Genomic DNA, 22,905 nt, shown 5'->3' on the forward strand with positions numbered 1-22,905 from the left:
AGTATTAAAATCGATTCTAATTGGTTTATAATTCTTTCAATTTGAAGATGCCCAAGTGAGCCTCCTCTTGTACTTCCTTGAGCACCTTTTCATCTTTCGTAATTCTTTCTAAAACTTCCGTTGCCCCATCTTCTTTCATGCTTACAAGCCCCTCAATCAAGGCGATTTGTACAGCAGGTTCGGTCTCGTTCAAAAGTGCATCGGAGAATGCTTTTGTCACCTTTTCAGTACCGCCAAGCTTCGTAAGGGCCTCTACTGTTTTGGTCCGCACATGCATGCTTTCATCATTCTTGAGCAAAGCAATTAGTACATCCACGGTTTCGTCATCGGCTTCAGCTAGGTCCATGGAATTATTGACTGCTTGTAGTCTGCCACTTGCTGAACTACCTTCCATTTGGGCGAACATAAGGTTCTTCATTTCCTTCAGCTCTGCCTGCATTTGTGACATCTCACGGTTAGAATTAAGCTGATTACCTACCCAAAAGCCTACTAATACCAAGGTCACTGCTGCTGCGACTTTGTAGACCCATGAGAAGCTGTAAGTTTTCATTTCGACAACCTTGGTTTCTTCTGCCTCTTGCTGATCTAGCTTAGCAAAAAGGTCATCGCTTGAAAGCTTACTCGTCATGTCCGAAACAGCTCCTGACATCAAAAACTGGTCTTTATATGACTTTAGATGGTCGGGGATGCTTTCTCCTTGGAAAAAAACATGGAGTTGCTTTTCATCTTCCAGAGAAGTCTCCCCGTTGTAAAATTTTTCAATAAGGTGTTCTATGTCTTTATACTCCTTCATAATTGCTCACTTTTAAATAAGCAGCTCTTGCTGCTTTTCTGGCCCTGGAAAGGCCCACTCGAATGTTATTTACCTGAAGGCCTGTTTGCTCGGCTATTTCTTCATATGTAAACCCCTCCACATCCCTCAACACAACCAGCATTCTTTGCTGTTCTGGCAATCCTTGGAAGGCATTCATCATCACTTGCATACTCTCTGATAACTCAAGGCTCCTATATGGACTTATAAAACCCGAGTCTAGCTCCATTTCTTGAATGTCCATCTGGTTCTTATGTTTCTTAGACTTGAGTTTGTCAAGGCATTGATTCTTTGTAATCGTTACTGCAAAGGCTTCAATACTTGAGTAAATGCTTAGCTGCTCTCTTTTATTCCAAAGTTTTACCATTACATCCTGAAGCGTATCTTCTGCTTCTTCAACCGATTTTAGCATGCCAAGGGCAATTCTAAACAATCGATCCTTTAAGGGTAGAACCTTTGATTTAAACTCTAGCAACTCCATTCAATCAGATAGACGAGGGTGTGACAATGGCATTACACAATGCCGAAAAAAAAATCCTTCAAGAAAAGAAAAAGGATATAACATTTTGATTATCAATAGATAAGGAATATATAAATCTTGGAGGTAATTTCGTGGCAATCGATCATGTTTTTCTTTCTCTCTAAAATACTGGCATTTTTTGTTCGTCCGATCACCTGGATGATTGGATTATTTCTACTGTCGGCCTGGCTTAAGTCTAGCAAATGGAAGAAGAGTTTTTTTTGGGCAGGCGTGTTTCTTTTGGTTTTCTTCTCTAATCAATATATAAGCAATAGAGTAATGCTCTGGTGGGAGTACGCACCCATTCCTATGGAAGAGGTTGGAAATTATGACGTTGCAATAGTCTTCTCTGGTGTAACTAAGGGCAGCAAGGCACCAAGAGATCGCGTTTATTTTGGAAATGGTGCCGATAGAATTACGCATACATTACAGCTCTATAATGAGGGCAAAGTAAAGAACATCATTGTTAGTGGTGGCTTAGGCTTTCAACAAGTTAAAAATACGGCAGCAGCCGATCGACTAGAATCCTTCCTAACAATGGCGGGAGTTCCAGACTCTGTGATTACAAAGGAGTCTGATGCCGCAAATACCTATGAGAATGCGGTAAACGTGGCTAAAATCTTAAAAGAGAAGTTCCCTGATCAGAAATACTTATTGATAACATCAGCTTTCCATATGACGCGTTCGAAGCTCTGTCTAGAAAAGCAGGGCGTGGACTTTGATATCTTCCCAGCTGGTTTTCTTACTACACGATCCACAGCAAACTTCGATGATCTGTTTATTCCAAAATCAGAGGCTATTGGACGTTGGGAACAGTTGATAAAGGAAATGGTGGGTATTGCTACCTATAAATTGATGGGATATATTTAGTGGGGCAGTCTAAAAGACCATTACATTAACATCCTCAAGGATCTTAATCAACTCGGGTGCTTCTTTCATTTTCAAAAAGTAGAAAATATTCTTTCCTTCACGCTTGCTGCCAAGCACTCCTTTCATTTTCATATTGGACAAGTGATGGGAAGTGAGGGATTGTTCGAGACCTAGATATGCGGTAATGTCATTAACAGACATCTTCTCATTAACACTTAAGGCATCAATGATGGCCACACGCATTGGATGTGCTACTGTTTTGAGAACGAATGCAATCTTCTCAACTCTCTCATGGTCAAGTTGCCTCTCCATTACGCTTAGGTTATACGACAAATATATGAACATACTTTCATATTAAAAAAGAAATGTTCTAAATTTTCCTCATATGTGGGGAAATAACCCTTAAATCGTCTCATTCCCTATTATATAACGTAAAAAAGGCGCTCTCGTTGAGCACCCTTTCATTCTAAACTTGATTATTCTCTTATTCAAACACTATTTCTAACTCTACTCTTCTGTTTGCAGCTCTACCTTCTCTTGTGTTATTATCAGCTACTGGATTGGCAATACCGAAGCCATCAGCAGATAACCTACCTTCGTCAACACCTTGAGCAATTAGGTAAGCTCTCGCAGCATTGGCTCTTCTTTTAGAAAGCTCCAAGTTCTTATCTGCATTACCAGTGCTATCAGTATATCCGCTAAGTTTCAAACCGAAAGTTGTATTTTCCTTCATCAACTCCGCAACTTGATTTAGTGAAGCGTATGAAGAAGTCTTCAATACATCGCTACCACTGTTGAATTGGATATTCTTAACTGCAAGATCTAAGGCTTCTTTTACCTCTTCTTTTACTTCAGGACATCCATTGTTAGCAGCAATACCCGCTACTTGAGGACATGTATCATCGCTATCTTTGATGCCGTCTCCGTCAGAATCAGGGCAACCATTTAATGTACCAGCAACTGTTGGACATGCATCATCACTATCCTTAATACCATCACCATCCTGGTCAGGGCATCCGTTAAGTGTGCCTGCAACGTTAGGGCATTGGTCTTCAGAATCCTGAACGCCATCACCATCTGAATCTGGGCATCCGCCAAATTTGGCAATACCTGCAACAGTAGGACACGTATCTTCAGAATCTTTAATGCCGTCACCGTCAGTATCAGGGCATCCTCCAAGAGTTCCAGCTTCGCTAGGACATGCATCATCTTTATCCAATACACCGTCACCATCAGTATCAGGCCAAGGACAACCTCTGTTCTCAGCAGGACCTGCTTGGTTAGGGCAAGCATCTTCTTTATCGTATATGCCGTCTCCGTCAGAGTCTTTCTTTCTACCAAGAGAAAAAGAAACTCCTACAGAATACTGCATGTAGCTTGGAGCTTGTTGAATACTGTTTTTATAAGAAGCTTTAGTAGTAATGCTAGCTCCTTCAGTTACTTTAAACTCAATACCAGCACCCATTGGTATGGTTGCATAAGTACCTTCTTCAAATTCATCGAAAAAACCTTGAATATTACTGAACGAATTAAGTCCAACGCCTAAAAACAAAAAAGGAGCAACTTTTGAATCCTCTTTGAAGATACGGCCATTGGTCAATTTGTATACTGCTTTAAGATCAACATCGGTTACGTTGCCTTCAAAAATATTTTCGTGTCTAAGCTTTCCATAAGAAAAGCCAAATTCAGCATCCCAGCTCTTAGATAGGTATCTGTCTACCCCTACTCTGAAGCCTGAATTATCAAGCTGACCAAAGTCAAAAAGACTCTCCCAGAATCGATAGCTGAATTTATTGTTGGTCAACTCAATGTTTACCCACCATGGATCGTCTTGAGTTTGTGCGTAAGATGTCAGAGCAAAAAATCCGAGCATCATAATCATTAGGTACTTGCGCATAGTTTTAATTATTAGTTTTTCCTATCGCATTGCGATAAGCTTGCCAAACCCTCTCTTTTTAAAAATCTTCTTTTAACGCGTTAGAAAGCCTATTTAGGGATGAGAGCCTTCAATTATATTTCCATAATTTGCACTCAATTCCCAAATTGAGAATCGAACACAAATGAAAAGAATTGGTCTTATTTCAGATACACACAGTTATTTAGATGAAAGTGTTTTCAAGCACTTTGAAAACTGCGATGAAATCTGGCATGCAGGAGATATAGGCAATCCCAATGTCCTCGATCGATTAGAAGCATTTAAACCTACTGTATCGGTTTTCGGGAATATCGATGATCAGCAAATTAGACTAAGAGCGCCTGAGAAGCAGGTTATTGAAATAGAAGGTGTTAAAATCTACATGATCCACATTGGCGGAACGCCTCCAAGGTATGCCAAAGATGTTCTAGGAGACCTTAGAGCAGAAAAGCCAGACCTTTTCATTTGTGGCCATAGTCATATATTAAAGGTGATGCCTGACAAGAATTTAGGAGGCATGATCTATATGAATCCTGGAGCCGCGGGTCACCATGGCTTTCATCGAGTGAGAACATTGCTTCGATTTGAGTTAGCAGATGGAAAGATCCAAAATATGGAAGCAATAGAATTAGGTAAGAGAGGTAGAAACTAAAAAAGCTCCGATAAATCGGAGCTTCAATTAATATTCTTAGTAAGCTTTACTCAGCTGCCTTCTCTTCTTCAGCAGGAGTGTCTTTCTTCACTGCCTTTTTCTTTGGAGCGGCTTTCTTAGCTTTTGGCTTTTCTTCCTTAGGAGCCTCAGCTTTCACCTCTTCTACTGCTACCTCTACCGTCTCTTCTACTACATCAGCCTTTGGAGCTTCTTTTTTAGCTTTTGCTTTCTTTGGTGCTTCAGCTTTTGGGAAAGATGCGATTAGCTCATCTTTATCCACATTTTTGATCACTGGCTGAGCAGTCAATTGCTTGATGTTAGTATTTCTTTTAGCCGCAGTTTGCTTATTTCTTCTGGCTTTTCTCTTTAATCTTGTGATTCCCATGATATAGGCTTTTCCTAAATTGAGCGGCAAAGATAAGAGTTTGTTTACTTTTTTCGAACTATCTTTTCATTAATTCTTCAGAATAATTCACCAACTCCTTAAGTGAGCTTATTCTTTCACATTCCATTTTAGTAGTTTTGCTCAAAATCAGAGTTAATGGCACAAAAACCCTCCCTTCCAAAAGGCACTAGAGATTTCGGTCCGCTTCAAATGTATCGTAGAGAATATTTGCTCAACACGATCAAAAGCGTTTTCAAGAAATATGGATTTATGCCATTGGAAACCCCTGCCATTGAAAACCTAAGTACGCTCACCGGCAAGTATGGAGACGAGGGAGATCAGCTTCTTTTCAAAATCCTTAACTCCGGTGATTTTTTAAGCAAGGCCAGTGAAGAGGACTACCGAAGTGGTTCCAAGACTTTAACTAGTAAGATTTCAGAAAAGGGTCTCAAGTATGACCTGACCGTTCCTTTTGCCAGATATGTAGCCATGAATCGTAATGATGTGGCTTTTCCTTTTAAGCGCTTCCAGATCCAACCTGTTTGGCGTGCGGACAGACCTCAAAAAGGAAGATACCGCGAGTTTTATCAATGCGATGCTGATGTAGTTGGCACTGAATCGTTGATTTGTGAGGCTGAACTCTTAGCCATTGTAGAAGAGGTCTTTGATGGTTTACGCTTTGAAGACTATCAAGTATCGCTGAGCAGCAGAAAGATCTTAGAAGGAATTGCCGAAGCTTGTGGTGCCTCTGATCAATTCTCTAAGTTTTGTACAATTCTTGATAAACTGGACAAAATCGGTCTAGATAAGGTCATTGAAGAGCTAAGTAACATTGGCATAAGTATCTCCGGATTAACCACACTGAAGTCTATCTTGGCAATTGAGGGTAATAACGATGAAATACTCCGCACACTTTCGGAGCAACTAAAGAATACTCAAGTAGGTCTCAAAGGAGTTTCCGAAACTAAAGACACGCTCAACTATCTTCAGGCTCTCGGCAAAACTGATGATAAAGTAAAAGTCGATTTAACCTTAGCTAGAGGCCTCTCCTATTACACCGGGATGATTTATGAAGTAAAACCTACTTCGATTAGTATGGGTACCATATCAGCAGGTGGACGCTATGATAACCTCACAGGAGTTTTTGGTCTGGACGGTGTATCTGGTGTAGGCATCTCATTTGGTATAGATAGGATTTATGACACACTGAACGAACTTGACTTATTCCCTCGCAAGAACGAACAAATTACAAAAGTACTACTGACCAATTTTGACGAAGGTGCGCAAGCTCATGCCCTAATGATCCTCGGCAAACTAAGAGGTTCCGACATTGCAAGTGAAATCTTCCCTCAGTCTGCAAAGTTGAAAAAGCAGATGACCTATGCCGATAAAAAGCAAATACCTTACGTATTGATGATTGGGTCTCGAGAAATTGAAACAGGCATCTATACCTTAAAGAATATGGCTTCTGGTGAACAAAGCGAGGTAAGCCTTGATCAACTCCTTGAGAAATTATCTCAATAAGAAGGATAACCTCTGCTGGCTGAATAGGCAGAATTGTTTTTTTTGAATAAGTTTCGTCTCAGTGCACCGTTATGAGTGCAGTATCAAGCATGCCGTTAAAAGTTCAATATCAATTCTCACAGCTGATTAAGCTGGCTTTCAGCATAGGGTTATTCCTTATGGTAAGTACTGGACTTTATGGTCAACAAACTAGCCAAAAAGGCTGGTTCGATGCCGATTTCAATTTCGGATGTCGCAGCCTCACCATTACCATGACTCATACTGGTGTCAATACCAGTGACCTTCAATTCAACTTTGAAGGAGATCCCAATGATCCTTTTAGCCTGAACTTCCCCAACACTCCAGCGGGTAACTCAGGAACATTCTCTAATGGAGAAACTCGTACTTTCACCTACACCACTCCAGGGACATATATTATAAGAGTGGTAGACCAATCTAGCACAGGGTCTAACCAAGACCGTTTTGACTTCCTTACCATAACCGTTCTTGACAAATTTTCACCTTCAGTAGCAGCGCGAATTTGCTCTAACAACGAGGTGAGATTGTTTTTTGATTATGCTTTCGACCCCTTCGAATCCTTTGACATTGACTATGGAGATGGCACGCCAATTGAAAACTTTGTAAAAGATGTCAATGCAAACAACGGTTCAACGCCTCATACCTATGCAGTGAATGGGGTCTATGACATCACCATTACCGGTATTTTTTCAGCTGGCGGGAATAATTCCGATTGTAATTCAGTGACCATTCGTGTTTCAACCCTTGAGACTATCGTTCCACCGGTTTTAAATTCCATCGTGGTTGTCGATCAAACTAATATCACTTTCGAATACGATCCACTCATGGACGGTCTGCTCTACTTTTTGGAGATTGATAAAGGCAATGGCTTTGAAGCTTTTTCTGATCTAGACCCCCTACTCAACCCAACTTCAATTACTGTGGAAGACTTATCACTTGACAACAACCAACAGACGTATGACTTTAGAATTCGAGCTACAGATATTTGTGCGAGCATCCAAGCAATCTCACTTATTGGGTCGAGCATTGCCTCTAACTTCAGTCTAAATAATATTGAAACCACAATAGACATTGATTATACCTGGTCGACTTCGCCAGCCGGTTTTACCCAAATAGACTTTTTCATTAATGGCACATTGGGATCTACTTTCAATGAGCCTAGTAGCACAACACCCCACACAATCAGTCACACCAATTGCGCCCAGCTTCTGCCCTTCTTTTTCCAAACAGTGACTAACGGAATTGTGAGCACAAGTCAAACGCTTACACCTTTTGCTAATTCGACATTAGTCTTACCCGCAACAGACGCAGCACAGGGAGAACTAGTTGGAGGGAGTATTCGGCTGACCTTACCTAGTACAAATTTCCTATTGGGTGAGTATCAAATACTTCGTAGAGATGTTAATCCAACATTTAGCCAAATCGCGACAACCGCGCTGTCCACTTTTGTAGATACAACAATTCCTCAAGGTACAGCCGAGGCTTGTTATCAAATTAGGTATGTCGATGAATGCGGTAATATTTCTGCCTTAAGCGCTGAAGTATGTGTAATCATTGAAGCTAAATTGGGTATCCCGACTGCATTTACCCCAAATGGGGACAACATCAATGATTTCTTCTCCGTAACGGATGGTATCTACAACGATTTCCAAATGCTGATCTATAACCGTTGGGGTTCTTTGGTATTTCAAACTAATAGCCCTACACCTGGTTGGAATGGGATGTTCGAGGGTACTGAAGCACCAAGCGGCAGTTATTCCTATAGAATTACTTTCCAGAATACAGATAACTCTAGAGTCAACAGGTCGGGAACTTTTGTATTAATTCGATAGATTTGACAAAAAATTATTAGCGCATGTTTGACATGATGAAAATGATGGGCAAGGTGAAGGAGATGCAATCCAAGATGAAGGAGGCCCAGGAGCGTTTGGAGTTTATTCAGGAGACTGGAGAAGCAGGTGCAGGCATGGTAAAAGCAACCGTCAATGGTAAAAAGCAGGTGATCTCTATAGAGATTGACGAGAGCCTGTTGACAAAGGATGATAAAGACATGGTGCAGGACCTCTCAGTAGCAGCCATTAATAATGCCTTGGAGAAAGTAGAAGTAAAAGCCAAGGAAGAAATAAAGAATAGCACAGAAGGGATCCTTCCGAATATTCCGGGTATGGACTTCGGAAACATGTTCTAATGAGTACACTATCGGTTGTTCTTCTGAACTTCAATGGAAGACATCATCTAGAATCTTTTCTACCCTCCGTTGTAAAGTATTCCATTCCTCATGAGGTGGTTGTGGTGGATAATGGATCCACCGATGGGTCCATTGAATTCATAAAAACGAGTTTCCCTCAGGTAAAAATCATAGCCTTCGAAAAGAACCTAGGTTTCTGTGGTGGTTACAATAAGGCACTTCAACTCATTGAATCCGAATATGTTGTTCTACTGAATACGGATGTTGAGGTAACAAAGAATTGGATTGAACCTGTACTCAGGCAACTTCAGGTAGACAGGAACATAAAAGCCGCTCAGCCAAAGATTCTTGACCAAAAGGCTAAAGAAAAGTTTGAATATGCCGGAGCATCAGGTGGTTACATCGATAAACTAGGTTATCCTTTTTGCCGAGGGCGAATTTTTCAAACCTTAGAAAAGGATGAGGAACAGTACGAAGACAACCGAGACATCTTCTGGGCATCGGGAAGCTGTTTATTTATTCATCGAGAAACTTATGTCAATCTAGGGGGCCTCGATGAAGACTTCTTTGCTCATATGGAGGAGATTGATCTTTGCTGGAGAATATGGAGCTCAGGTGGCCGTGTTATGGTTGTCCCCCAAAGCAAGGTCTACCATGTTGGTGGTGGAACTCTGGATAAATCAAAACCGAAAAAGACTTATCTCAATTTTAGGAATGGGTTAAGTCTTCTTATCAAGAATGAGCGTTCGAACATCCTAATTTGGAAATTACCACTGAGAATACTCTTAGACTGGGTGGCCCTCCTTAAGTTTTCCATAGAAAGTGGACCACAACACGGACTGGCCATTCTTCACGCCCACGCGCATGTAATCTTTCATATTGGATCAATTCTAAAAAAGAGAAATACTACCAACACCAATGTTAACTCACCTCGATATAAAGGATGGGTGATTTGGGCCTACTTCATAAGGGGTAAAAAGAAATTCTCAGATCTGAAAATGAAATACTAATTATACCAAACCGGATTTTTTCTTCTTCGCAAATGCTTACGAAAATTAATCACATAAGCAAGACCAAGATATATAATCAGCGGAGATCCAAACGTCAGAAATGACGCGTATATAAAGAATAAGCGGATACTGGAGGTTGAAAGGTTCAACTTCTCTCCCAGTTTAGTGCAAACACCAAAGGCCTGATTTTCGAAAAACTGTTGAATTCTTTCCATTATCGGTAATCTAAAATACGAAATTAGGAACAATTTATTAATCGTAAAATCGGAATCTACTAAAAAATTACTAAACTTGCACCCTGTTGGAATACCCTTAAACAGACGAAAACAATCAAAATTCTTATGAAAACCCAAACTGCTAAAATTATTTTCCCTTTGCTGCTCATAGGGGTCATGTCAATCTCAGGATGTGCCTTGAGTCAGATGAAAAAAGCAGCTAAAAATCAGGAACTTGTTGTAGCGCCTAGCCCACTAGAAGTACATGCAGACACCGTAAGGTTCGAGTTATCTGCGAATCTTCCAGTAAAAATGTTGAAACCTAAAAAGGTTTATGAGCTAAGTGCATTCTACAAATATGGTACTCAGGAGAGAGCTCTTAGAAAAATCGAATTCAGAGCTGTAGACTACCCTAACTCTAATACTGAACAGCCTAAAATCACACAGGAATATGTATTCCCTTTTAGACAAGGTATGGAGAGAGGAAATATCGAGATTCAGGGCAAAGCAATTAATCCTAAATCTGGTAGCTACCTTGAAACTGAAAGATTGGGCATTGCAGAGGGCTTAATTACTACCTCTAAGTTGGTGCAACCTTCTTACTTTGCGGCTTATGCTGATCACGGTTACAACGACCAGGAAGAATTAATCCCAACCAACGTTGAATTCTTCTTCGACCAAGGAAAGTCTGTTTTCAAAACTTCAGAGCAAGACAGTGATAGAGGTGCTCGTTTTGCAGCATTCATTGCTGAAAAGAATGTAACTAGAACAGTTACCATTACTGGTTCTCACTCACCTGAAGGTAAAGAGACTATCAACAGTGAGCTAGCTCAAGAAAGAGCAGACGCTATTGAAAAATGGTACAGAGAGCAAATGGACAAGTATGATTACCAAGGTTTAGCGAGTAACATTAGATTTATTATCAAGCCGGTTGTTCAAGACTGGAATGGTCTAAAAGCAATGTTAGCTAGCTATGACGGTATTTCATCTAGCCAAAAATCAGAATGGAATAGCATCATCAATGGTTCTGGGTCATTCGAACAAAAAGAAAAGGAGCTTCAGAAGCTTAGTACTTATAAGCAGGTTTTCAAAGATGTATACCCTGCATTAAGGACTGCTACAACTGAAGTATTGACAGTAATGCCTAAGAAGACTAAAGCTGAGATTGCTACAATGGCATTGAATTCTGCCAGTCAACTTTCAGTTGAAGAGCTAGCTTATGCTGCTGCAAACAACCCTTCTTTAGAAGAAAAGAAGAGTATTTATGAAGCCGCTGCTGGAAAAAATGACACTTGGGCTATCCACAACAACCTTGGTGCTGTTCACCTTCAAATGGCAATGGGTCAAACTGGTAGAACACAGAGAAATTCAATTACTACTGCTTTGAATCACTTTAACATCTCAAACCAGAAGAATGCTAATGTTGAGGCACAATCTAACATTGGAATGGCTATGGCCATGCAAGGCAATCTTTGGGGAGCACATGCTGCTTTGACCAAAGCTGCTACTATGAGCCCTGGAAATGATGTAAGACAAGGTGTAAACGGAGCCAAAGGTGCTGTTGAAATTATGGTAGGAAGATATGACCTAGCTATTGCTTCTCTGAATAGAGCATCTAACAGTTCTGTTGACCAATTCAATAAAGGTTTGGTACAGTTACTTAGAAAAGATTTCAGAAACGCACAGACCACGCTTGAAAGTGTGATCGGCAATGACAGAGGTTATGTTTGGGCACACTATGCTGCTGCGATCTCTGCTGCACGTCTAGACAACGAAAACAAAGTAATAGAGCACTTAAGAAATGCTACTACTGCTGATTCTTCGTTGAAGCAAAAAGCATTAACAGACTTAGAATTCAGAAAATTCTCAGGTACGGATGCTTTCCGTAACTTGATGAACTAAGCTGGATAAAGGCAAATAAAAAAGCCTCTTCCCTATTGGGAGGAGGCTTTTTTTATGCCCTGCATATTGCACAAAACAGTATTGGTAATTGAGTACTGAATGTTTATTTTTACGGCCGTTAATTAAAAGAATTCAATGAGAGTTATACAGTTCAGAGAAGCCCTTAGAGAAGCCATGTCAGAAGAGATGAGAAGAGACGAAAAAGTCTTTTTGATGGGCGAGGAAGTTGCGGAATACAATGGTGCTTATAAGGTCAGTCAGGGCATGCTCGATGAGTTTGGTGCTGAACGCGTTATTGATACTCCAATTGCAGAGCTTGGCTTTGCAGGTATCGGTGTCGGTGCTGCTATGAACGGACTCAGACCACTTATTGAGTTTATGACATTCAACTTCTCATTGGTAGCTATTGATCAAGTGATTAACTCGGCAGCCAAGATGATGTCAATGTCTGGAGGCCAATTTCAGGTACCAATTGTATTTAGAGGACCAACAGGAAATGCAGGAATGTTGAGCTCTCAACACTCTCAGAATTTTGAAAACTGGTTTGCAAATACACCAGGTCTAAAAGTTGTGGTTCCTTCTAACCCATATGATGCCAAAGGACTCTTAAAGTCATCTATTCGAGATAATGATCCTGTGATCTTTATGGAATCTGAATTGATGTACTCTGACAAGGGTGAAGTTCCTGAAGGAGAATACTTATTACCAATCGGTCAAGCACACATTGTAAGAGAAGGCAGCGATGTTACCTTACTCTCGTTCGGCAAGATGATGAAGATCGTTGACGAAGCGGCTGAGGAACTTGCGAAGAATGGCGTCAGCGCAGAGGTCATTGACCTCAGATCAGTTAGACCTATCGATTATAAAACCATAATTGAGTCTGTTAAGAAGACAAATAGATTAGTGATTGTCGAAGAGGCATGGCCTTTGGCTTCAATTTCAACAGACATTGCCTTCAATGTGCAAAAAGATGCCTTTGACTACCTTGACGCTCCGGTAAAAAGAGTAAATAGCTTCGACTTGCCATTGCCATACGCACCAACACTTATTGATGCAATTTTACCAAATGTCAAAAGAACTTTGGAGGCAGTAGACTCTGTCATGTATCGTTAAAAAGAATTAATTCTATTCAAAGTCAGATCTACAGTCTGACTTTTTTTATGTTTAAACATGGCTAAGCTAATCCTAATCGCGGGTATCAGTAGGTCTGGCAAAACAACGCTAGCCAAACAGTTAGCGCATGACCTTCCAGAAGCAATCGTCCTGCACCAAGACAAATATGTGCTGGATGAAAGCCTTATACCCATGATAAGGGATAGAACAGACTGGGAAAGTCCAGAGTCGGTCGATTGGACCAGACTCCATAATGACTATAATAGGCTTAAAAACGAATACGCTTTCATAATTATTGAAGGCATATTTGGTCTCACTGATCCCAGACTTCTAGATGCCTCTAACTTCAAAATTTTGCTAGACCTAGACCGTGGCGAGTATATCAGGAGAAGAAAACTTGAAAGGCGCTGGGGTAATGAACCCAAATGGTTTATTGATCACGTCTGGGAAAGTCACGAGGTATTTCATAACCCAAGCAATACACATCTTGACTGGGAGCTATCTAATCCCTCCTCTGCCGACTATTCGGAAATACTAAATCAATTAAAGTCTTAGTTAATATTATTTGCATAGAACTGATCAATGTTCTAGATTAACGAAGAATTTAGTTCAAATGAATAGACTTGCACAACTCGCTTCAGTAGTATTTTTAATTCTTCTGACTTTTGCTTGTTCCAAACCTGCTCAGGTCGAAGAGGATAAAGAAGAGATTCCTGAACCGGTAGTTGAAGAACGTGTAAAAAAGGCCGACTTCGACACTGATATTCCCTCTTATAAGTTCGAATTCTCATCCTTGGCATTAAATCAAAAAATTGAAGACCTTGATGACTTTGTCTTTAAACACTACGGAGAGTTCTATACCGAAGACTTCAATATTTTTCGATTAGACCGAATTGATTACTTAGCGGAGTCTCATGAAATTGATGACATCAATCTCTACTATATCGATAGCCTTTTAGTGAAAATTCAGGTCTATTTGAGAGAAGACAAAACAGACGAATTCTTGAGAAGATATGGAAGGGCTAAAATTCAAATCAATGACTACCATAACAAGAAACTACTAGAAACAGAGAAAGTACTTGTTCAAAAGGAAGGTAAATATCAAGTCAATGACAAACTAGATGCCTTTAGTCTCAAATGGGATCGCAAGAACCTTGATATCAAATACGATGTTAGCCGAAAACCAGACAGCTTATACACGCAATCATCTGAGAATTTCGGAGGCTTTGACGATAAGTCCAAGCACTTCAAAATTACATTTCAAACCAAAGACTTTGATAATCAGCTAGCTTGGATAAAATGGGAATCGTATAAAGACTCGAAAGGTCTAAAAGTAGAACCTGCCAGCGACAGATAACTACCTCTTGCCCATCATATTGGCCAAGCCGGACATAGCACGTTTTCCACCCATCTTGTTCATGGCTTTCATCATTTTGCGCATGTCGGCAAACTGCTTCATAAGGTTATTGACCTGCTGAATTGATGTTCCTGACCCAGTGGCTATACGTTTTCTACGGCTACCATTTAACATCTCAGGGTTTGCTCTCTCCTCTTTGGTCATAGACTTAATGATAGCCTCAATCGGTTTAAAAGAATCATCATCTAGATCAATTCCCTTTAAGGCTTTGCCCATACCAGGAATCATACCCATCAGATCCTTCAGGTTACCCATTTTTTTGATCTGCTCGAGCTGAGAAAGAAAATCATCAAAATCGAACTTGTTCTGACGAATCTTCTTGTTAAGTGCTTTTGCCTCCTCTTCATCAAAAGACTGCTGCGCCTTCTCAACCAAAGAGATAACATCTCCCATACCGAGAATTCGGTTGGCCATACGGTCGGGATGGAAAACATCAATGGCTTCCATCTTCTCGCCTGTCGAGATAAATTTGATTGGTTTCTCGACTACATTTCTAATAGAAAGAGCCGCACCACCACGTGAGTCACCATCTAACTTGGTAAGAACAACACCATCAAAGTTCAGCCTTTCATTGAAAGTCTTGGCTGTGTTAACGGCATCTTGTCCCGTCATAGAGTCAACTACAAACAGGGTTTCAGAAGGACTCAAAGCGGACTTTAACTCCTCAATTTCTTGCATCATTTGCTCGTCTACCGCCAAACGTCCGGCAGTATCGACAATGACTATTTTCTTACCATTGGCCTTCGCATGCTTGATTGCATTGTTAGCAATTTCCACAGCATTTTTGTTCTCAGGCTCGGCATATACATCTACCTCAATCTGCTCACCCAAAACCTTGAGCTGATCAATTGCCGCAGGACGGTAAATATCACAAGCTGTCAGCAATACCTGACGGCCCTGAGATTTAAGCATTTTTGCCAACTTACCAGAGAAAGTCGTCTTACCAGAACCTTGGAGTCCTGAAATTAGAATGACAGCCGGATCGCCCTGAATTGACATATCGGCCTTCTGGCCTCCCATCATTTCAGTCAGCTCTTCGCTTACTATCTTGGTCAACAATTGTCCAGGAGAAACAGAAATGAGCACATCTCTACCTAGTGCCTCTTCTTTAATCTTATCAGTTACTTCCTTTGCTACCTTATAGTTAACATCGGCATCAATTAGTGCACGTCTAATCTCCTTAACGGTAGTTGCAACGTTGATTTCGGTGATCTTTCCCTGACCTTTTAATGTCTTAAAGGCTCTATCTAACTTTCCACTTAAACTTTCGAACATATCTGCCAACAATTTGGGCCTCAAAATTAGCCAAATTTCCTAGCAATAAAAGACTCCAAAGGCTTCATTTAGCATACAAAACCTTTCGTATTACACCGCTTATAGAGATATTGGGCCTTGGTTTACAATGGTGCAGCAATGATAAAGATCAATTTCCAAAAAGATGTTCTCCCCCACTTAGTCGCAGTTGTCGTTTTCTTAGTACTAACGGTCGTCTTTTTTAAGCCTGTATTCTTTGAGGAGAAGACTCTTGTCCAGAGTGATATTGTCCAATGGCAAGGAAGTGCGCAAGAATTAATGGAGTACCGAGATCAGACTGGCAAAGAGGGACTTTGGACAAACTCAATTTTCGGAGGCATGCCTGCTTACTTGATAAGCGTCAAATGGGGAAATCAACTAATCAAGGCAACTCACGCTATTTTCACTCTTGGATTGCAGCATCCTGTGCGGATTGTATTCGCATCAATGCTGTCATTCTACATCATGCTGCTTTGCTTTAAGGTCAGACCGTACTTAGCCCTTATAGGCGCAATTGCCTTTGGCCTCTCCTCATACAACCTAATTGGAATTACCGCGGGGCACAATGCCAGAATTTCGGCAGTCTCTTTTATGCCATTAGTAATGGGAGGCGTTCACCTCTGTTTTACCAGAAATAAAATCTTAGGAGCCAGCCTTACTGCCTTGGCACTGGCCATGCAACTGAGAGTTAATCACCTTCAAATCACTTACTATCTGGCCTTTGTAATAGGCATCTATGGACTCATTCAACTGATCTATGCTATTCGCGAAAAAGAGATCCAAGAATATTTAAAAAGACTCGGACTCCTTTTGGTGGCCCTAGTTCTGGCCATTGGAACCTTTTTTGGAGAGTTCTACGCCACATATGAGTATGGGAAATACTCCAATCGTGGGAGTTCGGAATTATCTCAACAAGCAAATGCCGAAATGAATGCGGATGGGCTTGGCAAGACATATGCCTTCCAATACTCCAATGGTATCTGGGACCCGGCAACTCTGTTTATTCCGAATGCCTTGGGTGGAAGTGGCCCATTTCCACAGGATGGTGAGTTATCCCAATTCCTAAGAGAAAATGGTGTCAATGGAGCACAACTCCAGAACTTCCTCAATGGAATTCCTACTTATTGGGGCCAAGAGTCAGCCACTACCTATTATGCTGGCGCTGTAATGGTCTTTCTCTTCGTACTCGGGCTTCTGCTAGTAGAAAGGAAGTATGTGATCTGGCTGGCAAGCATTGCCTTACTGGGTATCATACTGAGCTATGGCCGAAATATGCCTGGTATTAACAACTTTCTATTCGACTATTTCCCTGGATACAACAAATTCAGGTCAGTTTCATTTACCATCGTACTGCCAATATTCAGCATCTCCCTTTTAGGAATGCTAGCCCTTGAAAAGTTACTTACTCAAAAATTCAGTAAGGAAATTCAGAAAAAACTCCTTATCGCTTTTGGTTTAACTGGTGGGTTGGCCCTACTTCTTGGACTTGGTGCTGGTGCACTGAGTTATAGAGGTGCTGTTGATAGCCAGATACAAGAAGTAATTCTAGATGCCGTCCGGTCAGATCGTAAGGCACTTTTTAGAAGCGATGCGCTCAGGGCTTTCGGTTTCATAGCAGTTTTCGCTGCCTTGTTATATCTATATGCCAAAGAAAAGATATCTAATACCCTGGCCATTTTTGGCTTAGTGATCATTGCCTCACTCGATGTAACTCTTGTGAGTTCAAGGTTCCTATCGGACAATAATTTCAACAGAGCAACCTCACGTCAGAACTTTACGGCCACTCCTGCCGATCAGTATATCAATCAAAATGAGATTCTGGGAGACAGAGTATTGGACCTAACCTCAGGTTTTTATAATGGCAAACTTGCTTATCATCATCATTTGATTAATGGCTACCATGGAGCACGTATTCGTAGATATCAGGAGCTAATTGATAACAAATTGTTAAATGAGCAATTTGGCCTTGGTCAAAGTATTCAAGCAGGAAGCTCTGATTTCAGCACATTCCCAATCATCAATATGTTGAATACGAAATTCTTGATTACTAATCCTGCCAGCCCTCAAGGAGTGGTCATTAACAATAATGCACTTGGTAATGCCTGGTTCGTGTCTGAATTGGATTATACAAATAATACTGATGAGGAGTTTAATCAGACCTTAACCCTGAATGACCCTAAAACATCAGCAGTAGTCAACAGCACAGAGATACCAGATAATATTGGTCTGAGTACAGCCGGTAATATATCCTTAACAGAATACCATCCTGGATACTGGAAATATGAGTCTAGTAACTCAGGTAATGGCTTCGCAGTATTCTCAGAAATTCATTATCCGAAAGGATTTGAGGTAACTATTGATGGCCAACCTGTCGATATGCTTAGGGCCAATTACATCCTCAGAGCGTTGTCCATTCCCGCGGGTAACCATGTAATTGAGTTCAAGTTTGTCCCCAAGATTTATACCGTGGGTTCTGCTGTAATGCAAGTGTTCTCAGTGTTGACTTTACTCGTTTTTCTTGGGTCTGTCTATTTGTCTTTAAGAGAAAAATCAGCCCGTTAGGACAATTACCATATGCAAAAAGTATTAGTACTGGTCTTTGCAGATTTAAACTATGATGCTCGAGTCACTCGTCAGATTCGATGGCTGACAGAAAACTATTCGGTAACAGTAGTTTGTTTTTCAGGTCGTAAAGATTTACCACATGTCAAGTTCGAAGAAATCTCGATGACACAATTGACGATTGTCAGGAAACTTGGACTGGCTCTGGCATTATTCTTTAAGCTATTTGGCCTAGCAAATAAAATACAACATGGGTATTTCAATGATCTTCGACATTTAAAAGGCTTTGATTTTATAGTTGCAAATGATGTTGAAACACTACCCTTGGCCTTTCAATTAAGTACTAATGGAAAAGTGATTTTTGATGCACACGAATACGCCCCAAGACATTTCGAAGACAAAGCTTGGTGGAAGCTTCTTTTTGCTCCTTGGTACCACCATTTATGCAAGCGATATATTCCAGCGGTTGTCGGCATGACTACTGTAAGTAGCGGTTTGGCCGATGAATATGAAAACAATTATGGCACCCGACCATTGATCACGACTAATGCTACACGCTATCATGATTTGAAGCCTCAACCCATATCAAAACCAATTCGCTTAGTACATCATGGTATCATCAATAAATCGAGAAAGATTGAAAAAATGGTCGAAATGATGAAAGTCTTGGGTGCAGATTATACACTTGACTTTATTTTAATGGCTCCTGAATATGCTTCCTCGGCAACACAAGAATATTTTGATGATCTTAAACTGAGTATTCAAGACATTAAGAATGTTACCATACTACCTCCTTTATCAAATGAAGACATAGTGCCAACTATCAACAAGTACGACATTGGCTTATTCTTACTTGAACCCGTAAACTTTAATTATACTTACGCACTTCCCAACAAGCTTTATGATTTCGTACAGGCCAGGTTAGCAATTGCAATCGGGCCATCAGTTGAAATGACAAAGGTTGTAAATGAATATAAACTCGGAGTGGTGAGCGATAGCTTTGAGCCAAATAGCCTAGCTAAAGAAATAGCGAAGTTGACCGCAGAAGATATTACCAAATACAAGCTGAACGCCCATGAGAATGCCCGTGTTCTTTCTGAAGAAGAGAATAAATCAACTTTTTTAACCCAACTCAACTAATTATATGCTAAAGGCTCTACGTCAAAAAGAAGCTCAACTCTCCAAGGCTAGGAGGTTTAAAAAAACTTTGGCTTTCGTTGAAGCCTCATTACCAAAAGGTTCTCGAATCCTTGATATAGGTACTCCAAATGCTTTGAGTACATATATGACTGAGAATGGCTACAGCCTAACAAACACGTCAGAGATCGACTTAGACATTCACCCTGAGATAGTGGAGGAGCATAAAGACATTGAGGCCGTAACGGCATTCGAAATATTTGAGCACTTAATTAACCCTATGGGAGTAATTCAACGACTCCCGGGAGAAAAGTTATTTGCATCCATACCAATGAGGTTGTGGTTTAGCAAGGCTTATAGAAACAAAAACAATGAATGGGATCAGCACTATCATGAATTTGAAGACTGGCAGTTTGACTGGTTGTTGAAGAAATCTGGCTGGGAAGTAATCCGGTCAGAAAAATGGACCAATCCGGCTTTAATTCCAGGTTTTCGACCCATTCTTAGAAGCTTTACCCCGAGGTACTATATTGTGGAGGCCAAGAGAATTTAGGTGGGAATAGTCATAAAGCAGAGCATTAGATCTTCAATCATCGCCTATATTGGCGTTGCCGTTGGATACATCAATGTATTATGGCTTTACCCTTACTTTTTGACAACAGAACAAGTAGGCTTGTTCAGGCTTATTCAGAGTTCAGCCTTTTTACTAGCCACATTTGGCCAAGTTGGTCTAGGGCAGAGCCTGGTAAAGTTCTTCCCAGAACAAAAAAACAATAAAGGCTTTCTGACATCAATACTTATAGGCGGTCTATTAGGCTTCATTTTGCTCTGTTCTTTGACCTTAGTCTTTCGAGAATCAATTGTCAGTTATTTTTCCAAAGAGTCAGCGCTCTTTGTAGATTATTTTCAAGTCACATTACTCGTTTCATTTCTCATCATCCAGTTTCAACTTTTAGAGTCCTATTCTAGAAGTTTATTACAAATTGTTGTCCCTACTTTTCTAAGAGACATCGGACTGAGGGTTTTAACAACTACTGCTCTCTTGTCATATGGCTTCGAGTTAATCGAGTTCGAAACGCTAATCTATTCTCTCATCGCCATCTATGGTTTGGTTTGGTTTGGCTTGGGAATAAGTCTAAAAATCAAAGGTCAACTTCACTTAAAGGGAGATTTCCAGTTTTTAAAAAGTGGGGTATGGAAACGGGTTTTAAACTTTGGCTTCTTTTCCTTGATCGGTGCTGGAGGAACTCAGATCATCTTGCAGATAGATAGCATTATGATCAGTGGAACAATTGGTCTGGAAGCTACCGGTATTTACACCATCGCCTTTTTTATTGGTGTGGTGATAGAAATGCCGAAGCGTGCCATCACGCAAATCAGCTCTGCACTTCTTTCACAATCATTTAATAAAGGTGACATGAAGGCTGTGAAAAAACTATATCAACAGACCTCCATTAATCAAATGATTATTGGTACTCTATTATTTATCGGGGTTTGGGCCAATCTTGAAAACATTTACCAGTTCATTCCCAATAAAGAAAGCTATCTGGGTGGCTTTAACGTGGTACTGTTTATTGCACTTGGCAAGTTGAGCGATATGGCGTTTGGTACGAATGGAGAAATTATAGTTATGTCGAAGTATTATCGCTTTAACGTAGTGACTGTATCAATTTTGGCCATGCTCACCATTTCTTTTAACCTTTGGCTAATTCCTGAATATGGCATTGAAGGTGCAGCAATTGCCTCCTTCCTTTCTATGCTTCTTTTCAATGTCATCAAATATATTTTTGTCTTTGCAAAATTCGGTATACAACCTTTCACTCGGTCTTCAATAGTTTTCGTGATTATTGCCGCCTTTACCCTTCTTGTGAACTACTTCCTGCCTTCAATATCCAATATCTATTTAGACATAATGGTCAGGTCGTTGGCTATTGTGATTGTTCTAATGGGGTTGACTTTTGGACTCAAGGTTTCTTCTGAATTGAACCAACTATTAAGTACCACACTGTCAAGGGTCATTTCAAAGAGATAGAAGCCATTCTGACAGGTCTTTGGCCAAATTTCTTCTCTCATAACGCTCAATATTACTGAACTGCCATTTAGAGTCCCCAGACTTCCAATCCTCAAATTCACCCTGGATAAATGCCTTAAGCTCATCTCTTGAATCATATTGAAAAGACTCACCTGCTGAGCAAGATTGGATAATCTTTGAAATATCATTGTCCTGCCTTCCAATGGCCAAAACTGGTCTTTTTGCACTTAAATACTCAAACAACTTCCCGGGGAGTTGAGAAGCTGCACCATCGTCATTAGTCTGAACCAGAAGCAGCAAGTTACTCGAGAGATACTCTTGATAAACTTTATCATGAGGTATTGAATCCTGAGTACTCAGTCTTTCCTTAAGTCGGGGATATGCTGATATGGCATCCTGAACCTCAGTACTCAGAATGCCAGTCAATTTCAAGTTTAGGGCCTCATAAAATGTCTGGTCCTCGCATAATTCATCCAGCACAGACCATAAATTCTCAGGGTTTCTGTTCTTGCTCAGCATACCCACATGACTCACAACAAATTCAGTCGTAGGTTGCTCAACTTTCTTCTCTCCGACATCCTCCAAATCGAAGCCATTAGTGACAAAGTGAGCTCTCCTTGCTCCCAATGCCTTAAACTCGTTAGCGGCCGTTGGCCCAGTAGCCAATATTGCATCTGACACCTTTAAAACTTCTTGCTCCAACTTCAAATGCTTCTTCCAAACGAATGAAGAGATATGCATTTGTTTTAGAATATCCCACTGGGACCAAGGGTCTCTAAAATCCGCGATCCAAGTGAGGGCTGGGTTTCTAAGTTTCAGTCTTTTACCAATCAAATGTACACTGTGAGGAGGGCCAGTAGTAATGAAATGTTTAATCTCATTTGTCTCCAGAATCGATAACAAATAATTGCTAGCAGGTTTTACCCAGAAGATTCTAGGGTCCGGAATAAAAAAATTCCCTCTTAACCAAACGGATATCTTTTTAGCCCATCCTGTATTTTTCGATTCAAGAATCTGACCTTGTTTCAGTTCTTTCTTCCCGGTCAACCTCTTGAATAAACTATAAGGCTCCCAAATGGGGAACTTCAGAACTTCAATAGCAGGGTTAATGTCTTTTTCAAGAGAGCTATCTCTTTGATCAAAATCAGGGTTTTCCGGAGTGAAGATTATCGGGTCCCAGCCAAATTCGGTCAAGTACTTAGTAAACTTCAACCAACGCTGGACCCCTGCCCCTCCACTAGGTGGCCAATAATAAGTTACAATGAGAATGGGTCTTCTTTTTTCTTCCAAAGTCTACCCTAAAGATTGGTCATTATTGCAGTTTGGCAAAACGCCATTTGC

General features: G+C 40.6%; 21 protein-coding genes. 14 read left to right on the forward strand and 7 right to left on the reverse strand.

The genetic code is table 11. From position 1 onward, the window contains the following. Positions 1 to 25: 25 nt before the first annotated feature. Together J4E76_RS05915 and J4E76_RS05920 are read right to left on the reverse strand one after the other, a co-directional pair. The gene (locus J4E76_RS05915; protein WP_208502073.1) at positions 26 to 793 is read right to left on the reverse strand and encodes a HEAT repeat domain-containing protein; all 768 of its coding nucleotides are present in this window, start codon (positions 791 to 793) and stop codon (positions 26 to 28) included. Beyond that, complete coding sequence (locus J4E76_RS05920; protein ID WP_208502075.1) at positions 780 to 1,292, reverse strand: RNA polymerase sigma factor; 513 nt, start codon at positions 1,290 to 1,292, stop codon at positions 780 to 782. Before J4E76_RS05920 ends, J4E76_RS05915 begins: the two co-directional genes overlap by 14 nt. A 198-nt stretch (positions 1,293 to 1,490) precedes the next feature. Between J4E76_RS05920 and J4E76_RS05925 the strand changes: the two genes are divergently transcribed. After that, the gene (locus J4E76_RS05925) at positions 1,491 to 2,201 is read left to right on the forward strand and encodes a YdcF family protein (protein WP_208502077.1); all 711 of its coding nucleotides are present in this window, start codon (positions 1,491 to 1,493) and stop codon (positions 2,199 to 2,201) included. Between the two features lie 9 nt (positions 2,202 to 2,210). Here J4E76_RS05925 and J4E76_RS05930 read toward each other — a convergent pair whose 3' ends face one another. Both J4E76_RS05930 and J4E76_RS05935 read right to left on the reverse strand, forming a co-directional pair. Then, on the reverse strand, positions 2,211 to 2,513 hold the full coding sequence (locus tag J4E76_RS05930) for a helix-turn-helix transcriptional regulator (RefSeq protein WP_208502079.1): 303 nt from the start codon (positions 2,511 to 2,513) through the stop codon (positions 2,211 to 2,213). A gap of 172 nt (positions 2,514 to 2,685) precedes the next feature. After that, complete coding sequence (locus J4E76_RS05935) at positions 2,686 to 4,098, reverse strand: OmpA family protein (protein WP_208502081.1); 1,413 nt, start codon at positions 4,096 to 4,098, stop codon at positions 2,686 to 2,688. 163 nt (positions 4,099 to 4,261) lie between these two features. Here J4E76_RS05935 and J4E76_RS05940 point away from each other — a divergent pair, with 163 nt between their 5' ends. Then, entirely contained in the window at positions 4,262 to 4,768 is a 507-nt protein-coding gene (locus tag J4E76_RS05940) for a metallophosphoesterase (RefSeq protein ID WP_208502083.1), read from the forward strand. Positions 4,769 to 4,814: 46 nt separating this feature from the next. Here the strand turns inward: J4E76_RS05940 and J4E76_RS05945 are convergent, their stop codons facing one another. Next, positions 4,815 to 5,183, reverse strand: coding sequence for a hypothetical protein (locus tag J4E76_RS05945; protein WP_208502765.1), 369 nt, complete (start codon positions 5,181 to 5,183; stop codon positions 4,815 to 4,817). 126 nt (positions 5,184 to 5,309) lie between these two features. On the opposite strand from J4E76_RS05945, the gene hisS reads away from it, so the two are divergent. The 8 genes from hisS (at position 5,310) to J4E76_RS05985 (ending at position 14,480) form a co-directional block, all read left to right on the forward strand. Then, complete coding sequence (gene hisS, locus J4E76_RS05950; RefSeq protein ID WP_208502085.1) at positions 5,310 to 6,677, forward strand: histidine--tRNA ligase; 1,368 nt, start codon at positions 5,310 to 5,312, stop codon at positions 6,675 to 6,677. A 71-nt stretch (positions 6,678 to 6,748) separates the two neighbouring features. Further along, positions 6,749 to 8,527 (forward strand): gliding motility-associated C-terminal domain-containing protein, encoded by a 1,779-nt coding sequence (locus J4E76_RS05955; RefSeq protein WP_208502087.1) that lies wholly within the window; start codon positions 6,749 to 6,751, stop codon positions 8,525 to 8,527. A 23-nt stretch (positions 8,528 to 8,550) separates the two neighbouring features. Next, the gene (locus J4E76_RS05960; RefSeq protein ID WP_208502089.1) at positions 8,551 to 8,883 is read left to right on the forward strand and encodes a YbaB/EbfC family nucleoid-associated protein; all 333 of its coding nucleotides are present in this window, start codon (positions 8,551 to 8,553) and stop codon (positions 8,881 to 8,883) included. Then, positions 8,883 to 9,893 (forward strand): glycosyltransferase family 2 protein, encoded by a 1,011-nt coding sequence (locus J4E76_RS05965; protein ID WP_208502091.1) that lies wholly within the window; start codon positions 8,883 to 8,885, stop codon positions 9,891 to 9,893. Before J4E76_RS05960 ends, J4E76_RS05965 begins: the two co-directional genes overlap by 1 nt. Positions 9,894 to 10,234: 341 nt before the next feature. Continuing rightward, entirely contained in the window at positions 10,235 to 12,010 is a 1,776-nt protein-coding gene (locus J4E76_RS05970) for a tetratricopeptide repeat protein (protein ID WP_208502093.1), read from the forward strand. A 135-nt stretch (positions 12,011 to 12,145) separates the two neighbouring features. Beyond that, complete coding sequence (locus tag J4E76_RS05975; RefSeq protein ID WP_208502095.1) at positions 12,146 to 13,123, forward strand: pyruvate dehydrogenase complex E1 component subunit beta; 978 nt, start codon at positions 12,146 to 12,148, stop codon at positions 13,121 to 13,123. Between the two features lie 57 nt (positions 13,124 to 13,180). Beyond that, positions 13,181 to 13,678 (forward strand): uridine kinase, encoded by a 498-nt coding sequence (locus J4E76_RS05980; RefSeq protein ID WP_208502097.1) that lies wholly within the window; start codon positions 13,181 to 13,183, stop codon positions 13,676 to 13,678. Between the two features lie 58 nt (positions 13,679 to 13,736). Then, complete coding sequence (locus J4E76_RS05985; protein ID WP_208502099.1) at positions 13,737 to 14,480, forward strand: hypothetical protein; 744 nt, start codon at positions 13,737 to 13,739, stop codon at positions 14,478 to 14,480. Here J4E76_RS05985 and ffh read toward each other — a convergent pair whose 3' ends face one another. Further along, positions 14,481 to 15,815: a signal recognition particle protein gene (gene ffh / locus J4E76_RS05990; protein WP_208502101.1), complete on the reverse strand. Its 1,335-nt coding sequence runs from the start codon at positions 15,813 to 15,815 to the stop codon at positions 14,481 to 14,483. 138 nt (positions 15,816 to 15,953) lie between these two features. Between ffh and J4E76_RS05995 the strand changes: the two genes are divergently transcribed. The 4 genes from J4E76_RS05995 to J4E76_RS21125 are packed head-to-tail and all read left to right on the forward strand — an operon-like array spanning position 15,954 to position 21,564. Next, a complete protein-coding gene (locus J4E76_RS05995) occupies positions 15,954 to 18,395 on the forward strand; it encodes a YfhO family protein (protein ID WP_208502103.1) in 2,442 nt (813 codons plus the stop codon). Between the two features lie 12 nt (positions 18,396 to 18,407). Then, positions 18,408 to 19,535: a hypothetical protein gene (locus J4E76_RS06000; RefSeq protein ID WP_208502105.1), complete on the forward strand. Its 1,128-nt coding sequence runs from the start codon at positions 18,408 to 18,410 to the stop codon at positions 19,533 to 19,535. A 4-nt stretch (positions 19,536 to 19,539) separates the two neighbouring features. Then, positions 19,540 to 20,085, forward strand: coding sequence for a methyltransferase (locus tag J4E76_RS06005; RefSeq protein WP_208502106.1), 546 nt, complete (start codon positions 19,540 to 19,542; stop codon positions 20,083 to 20,085). Further along, positions 20,086 to 21,564, forward strand: coding sequence for a lipopolysaccharide biosynthesis protein (locus tag J4E76_RS21125; RefSeq protein ID WP_208502108.1), 1,479 nt, complete (start codon positions 20,086 to 20,088; stop codon positions 21,562 to 21,564). Here the strand turns inward: J4E76_RS21125 and J4E76_RS06015 are convergent. Further along, positions 21,553 to 22,854 (reverse strand): glycosyl transferase, encoded by a 1,302-nt coding sequence (locus J4E76_RS06015; protein WP_208502110.1) that lies wholly within the window; start codon positions 22,852 to 22,854, stop codon positions 21,553 to 21,555. The genes J4E76_RS21125 and J4E76_RS06015 overlap by 12 nt on opposite strands. Positions 22,855 to 22,905 lie beyond the last annotated feature (51 nt).

This window comes from Roseivirga sp. E12, from assembly GCF_017592825.1.
Classification (GTDB): domain Bacteria; phylum Bacteroidota; class Bacteroidia; order Cytophagales; family Cyclobacteriaceae; genus Roseivirga.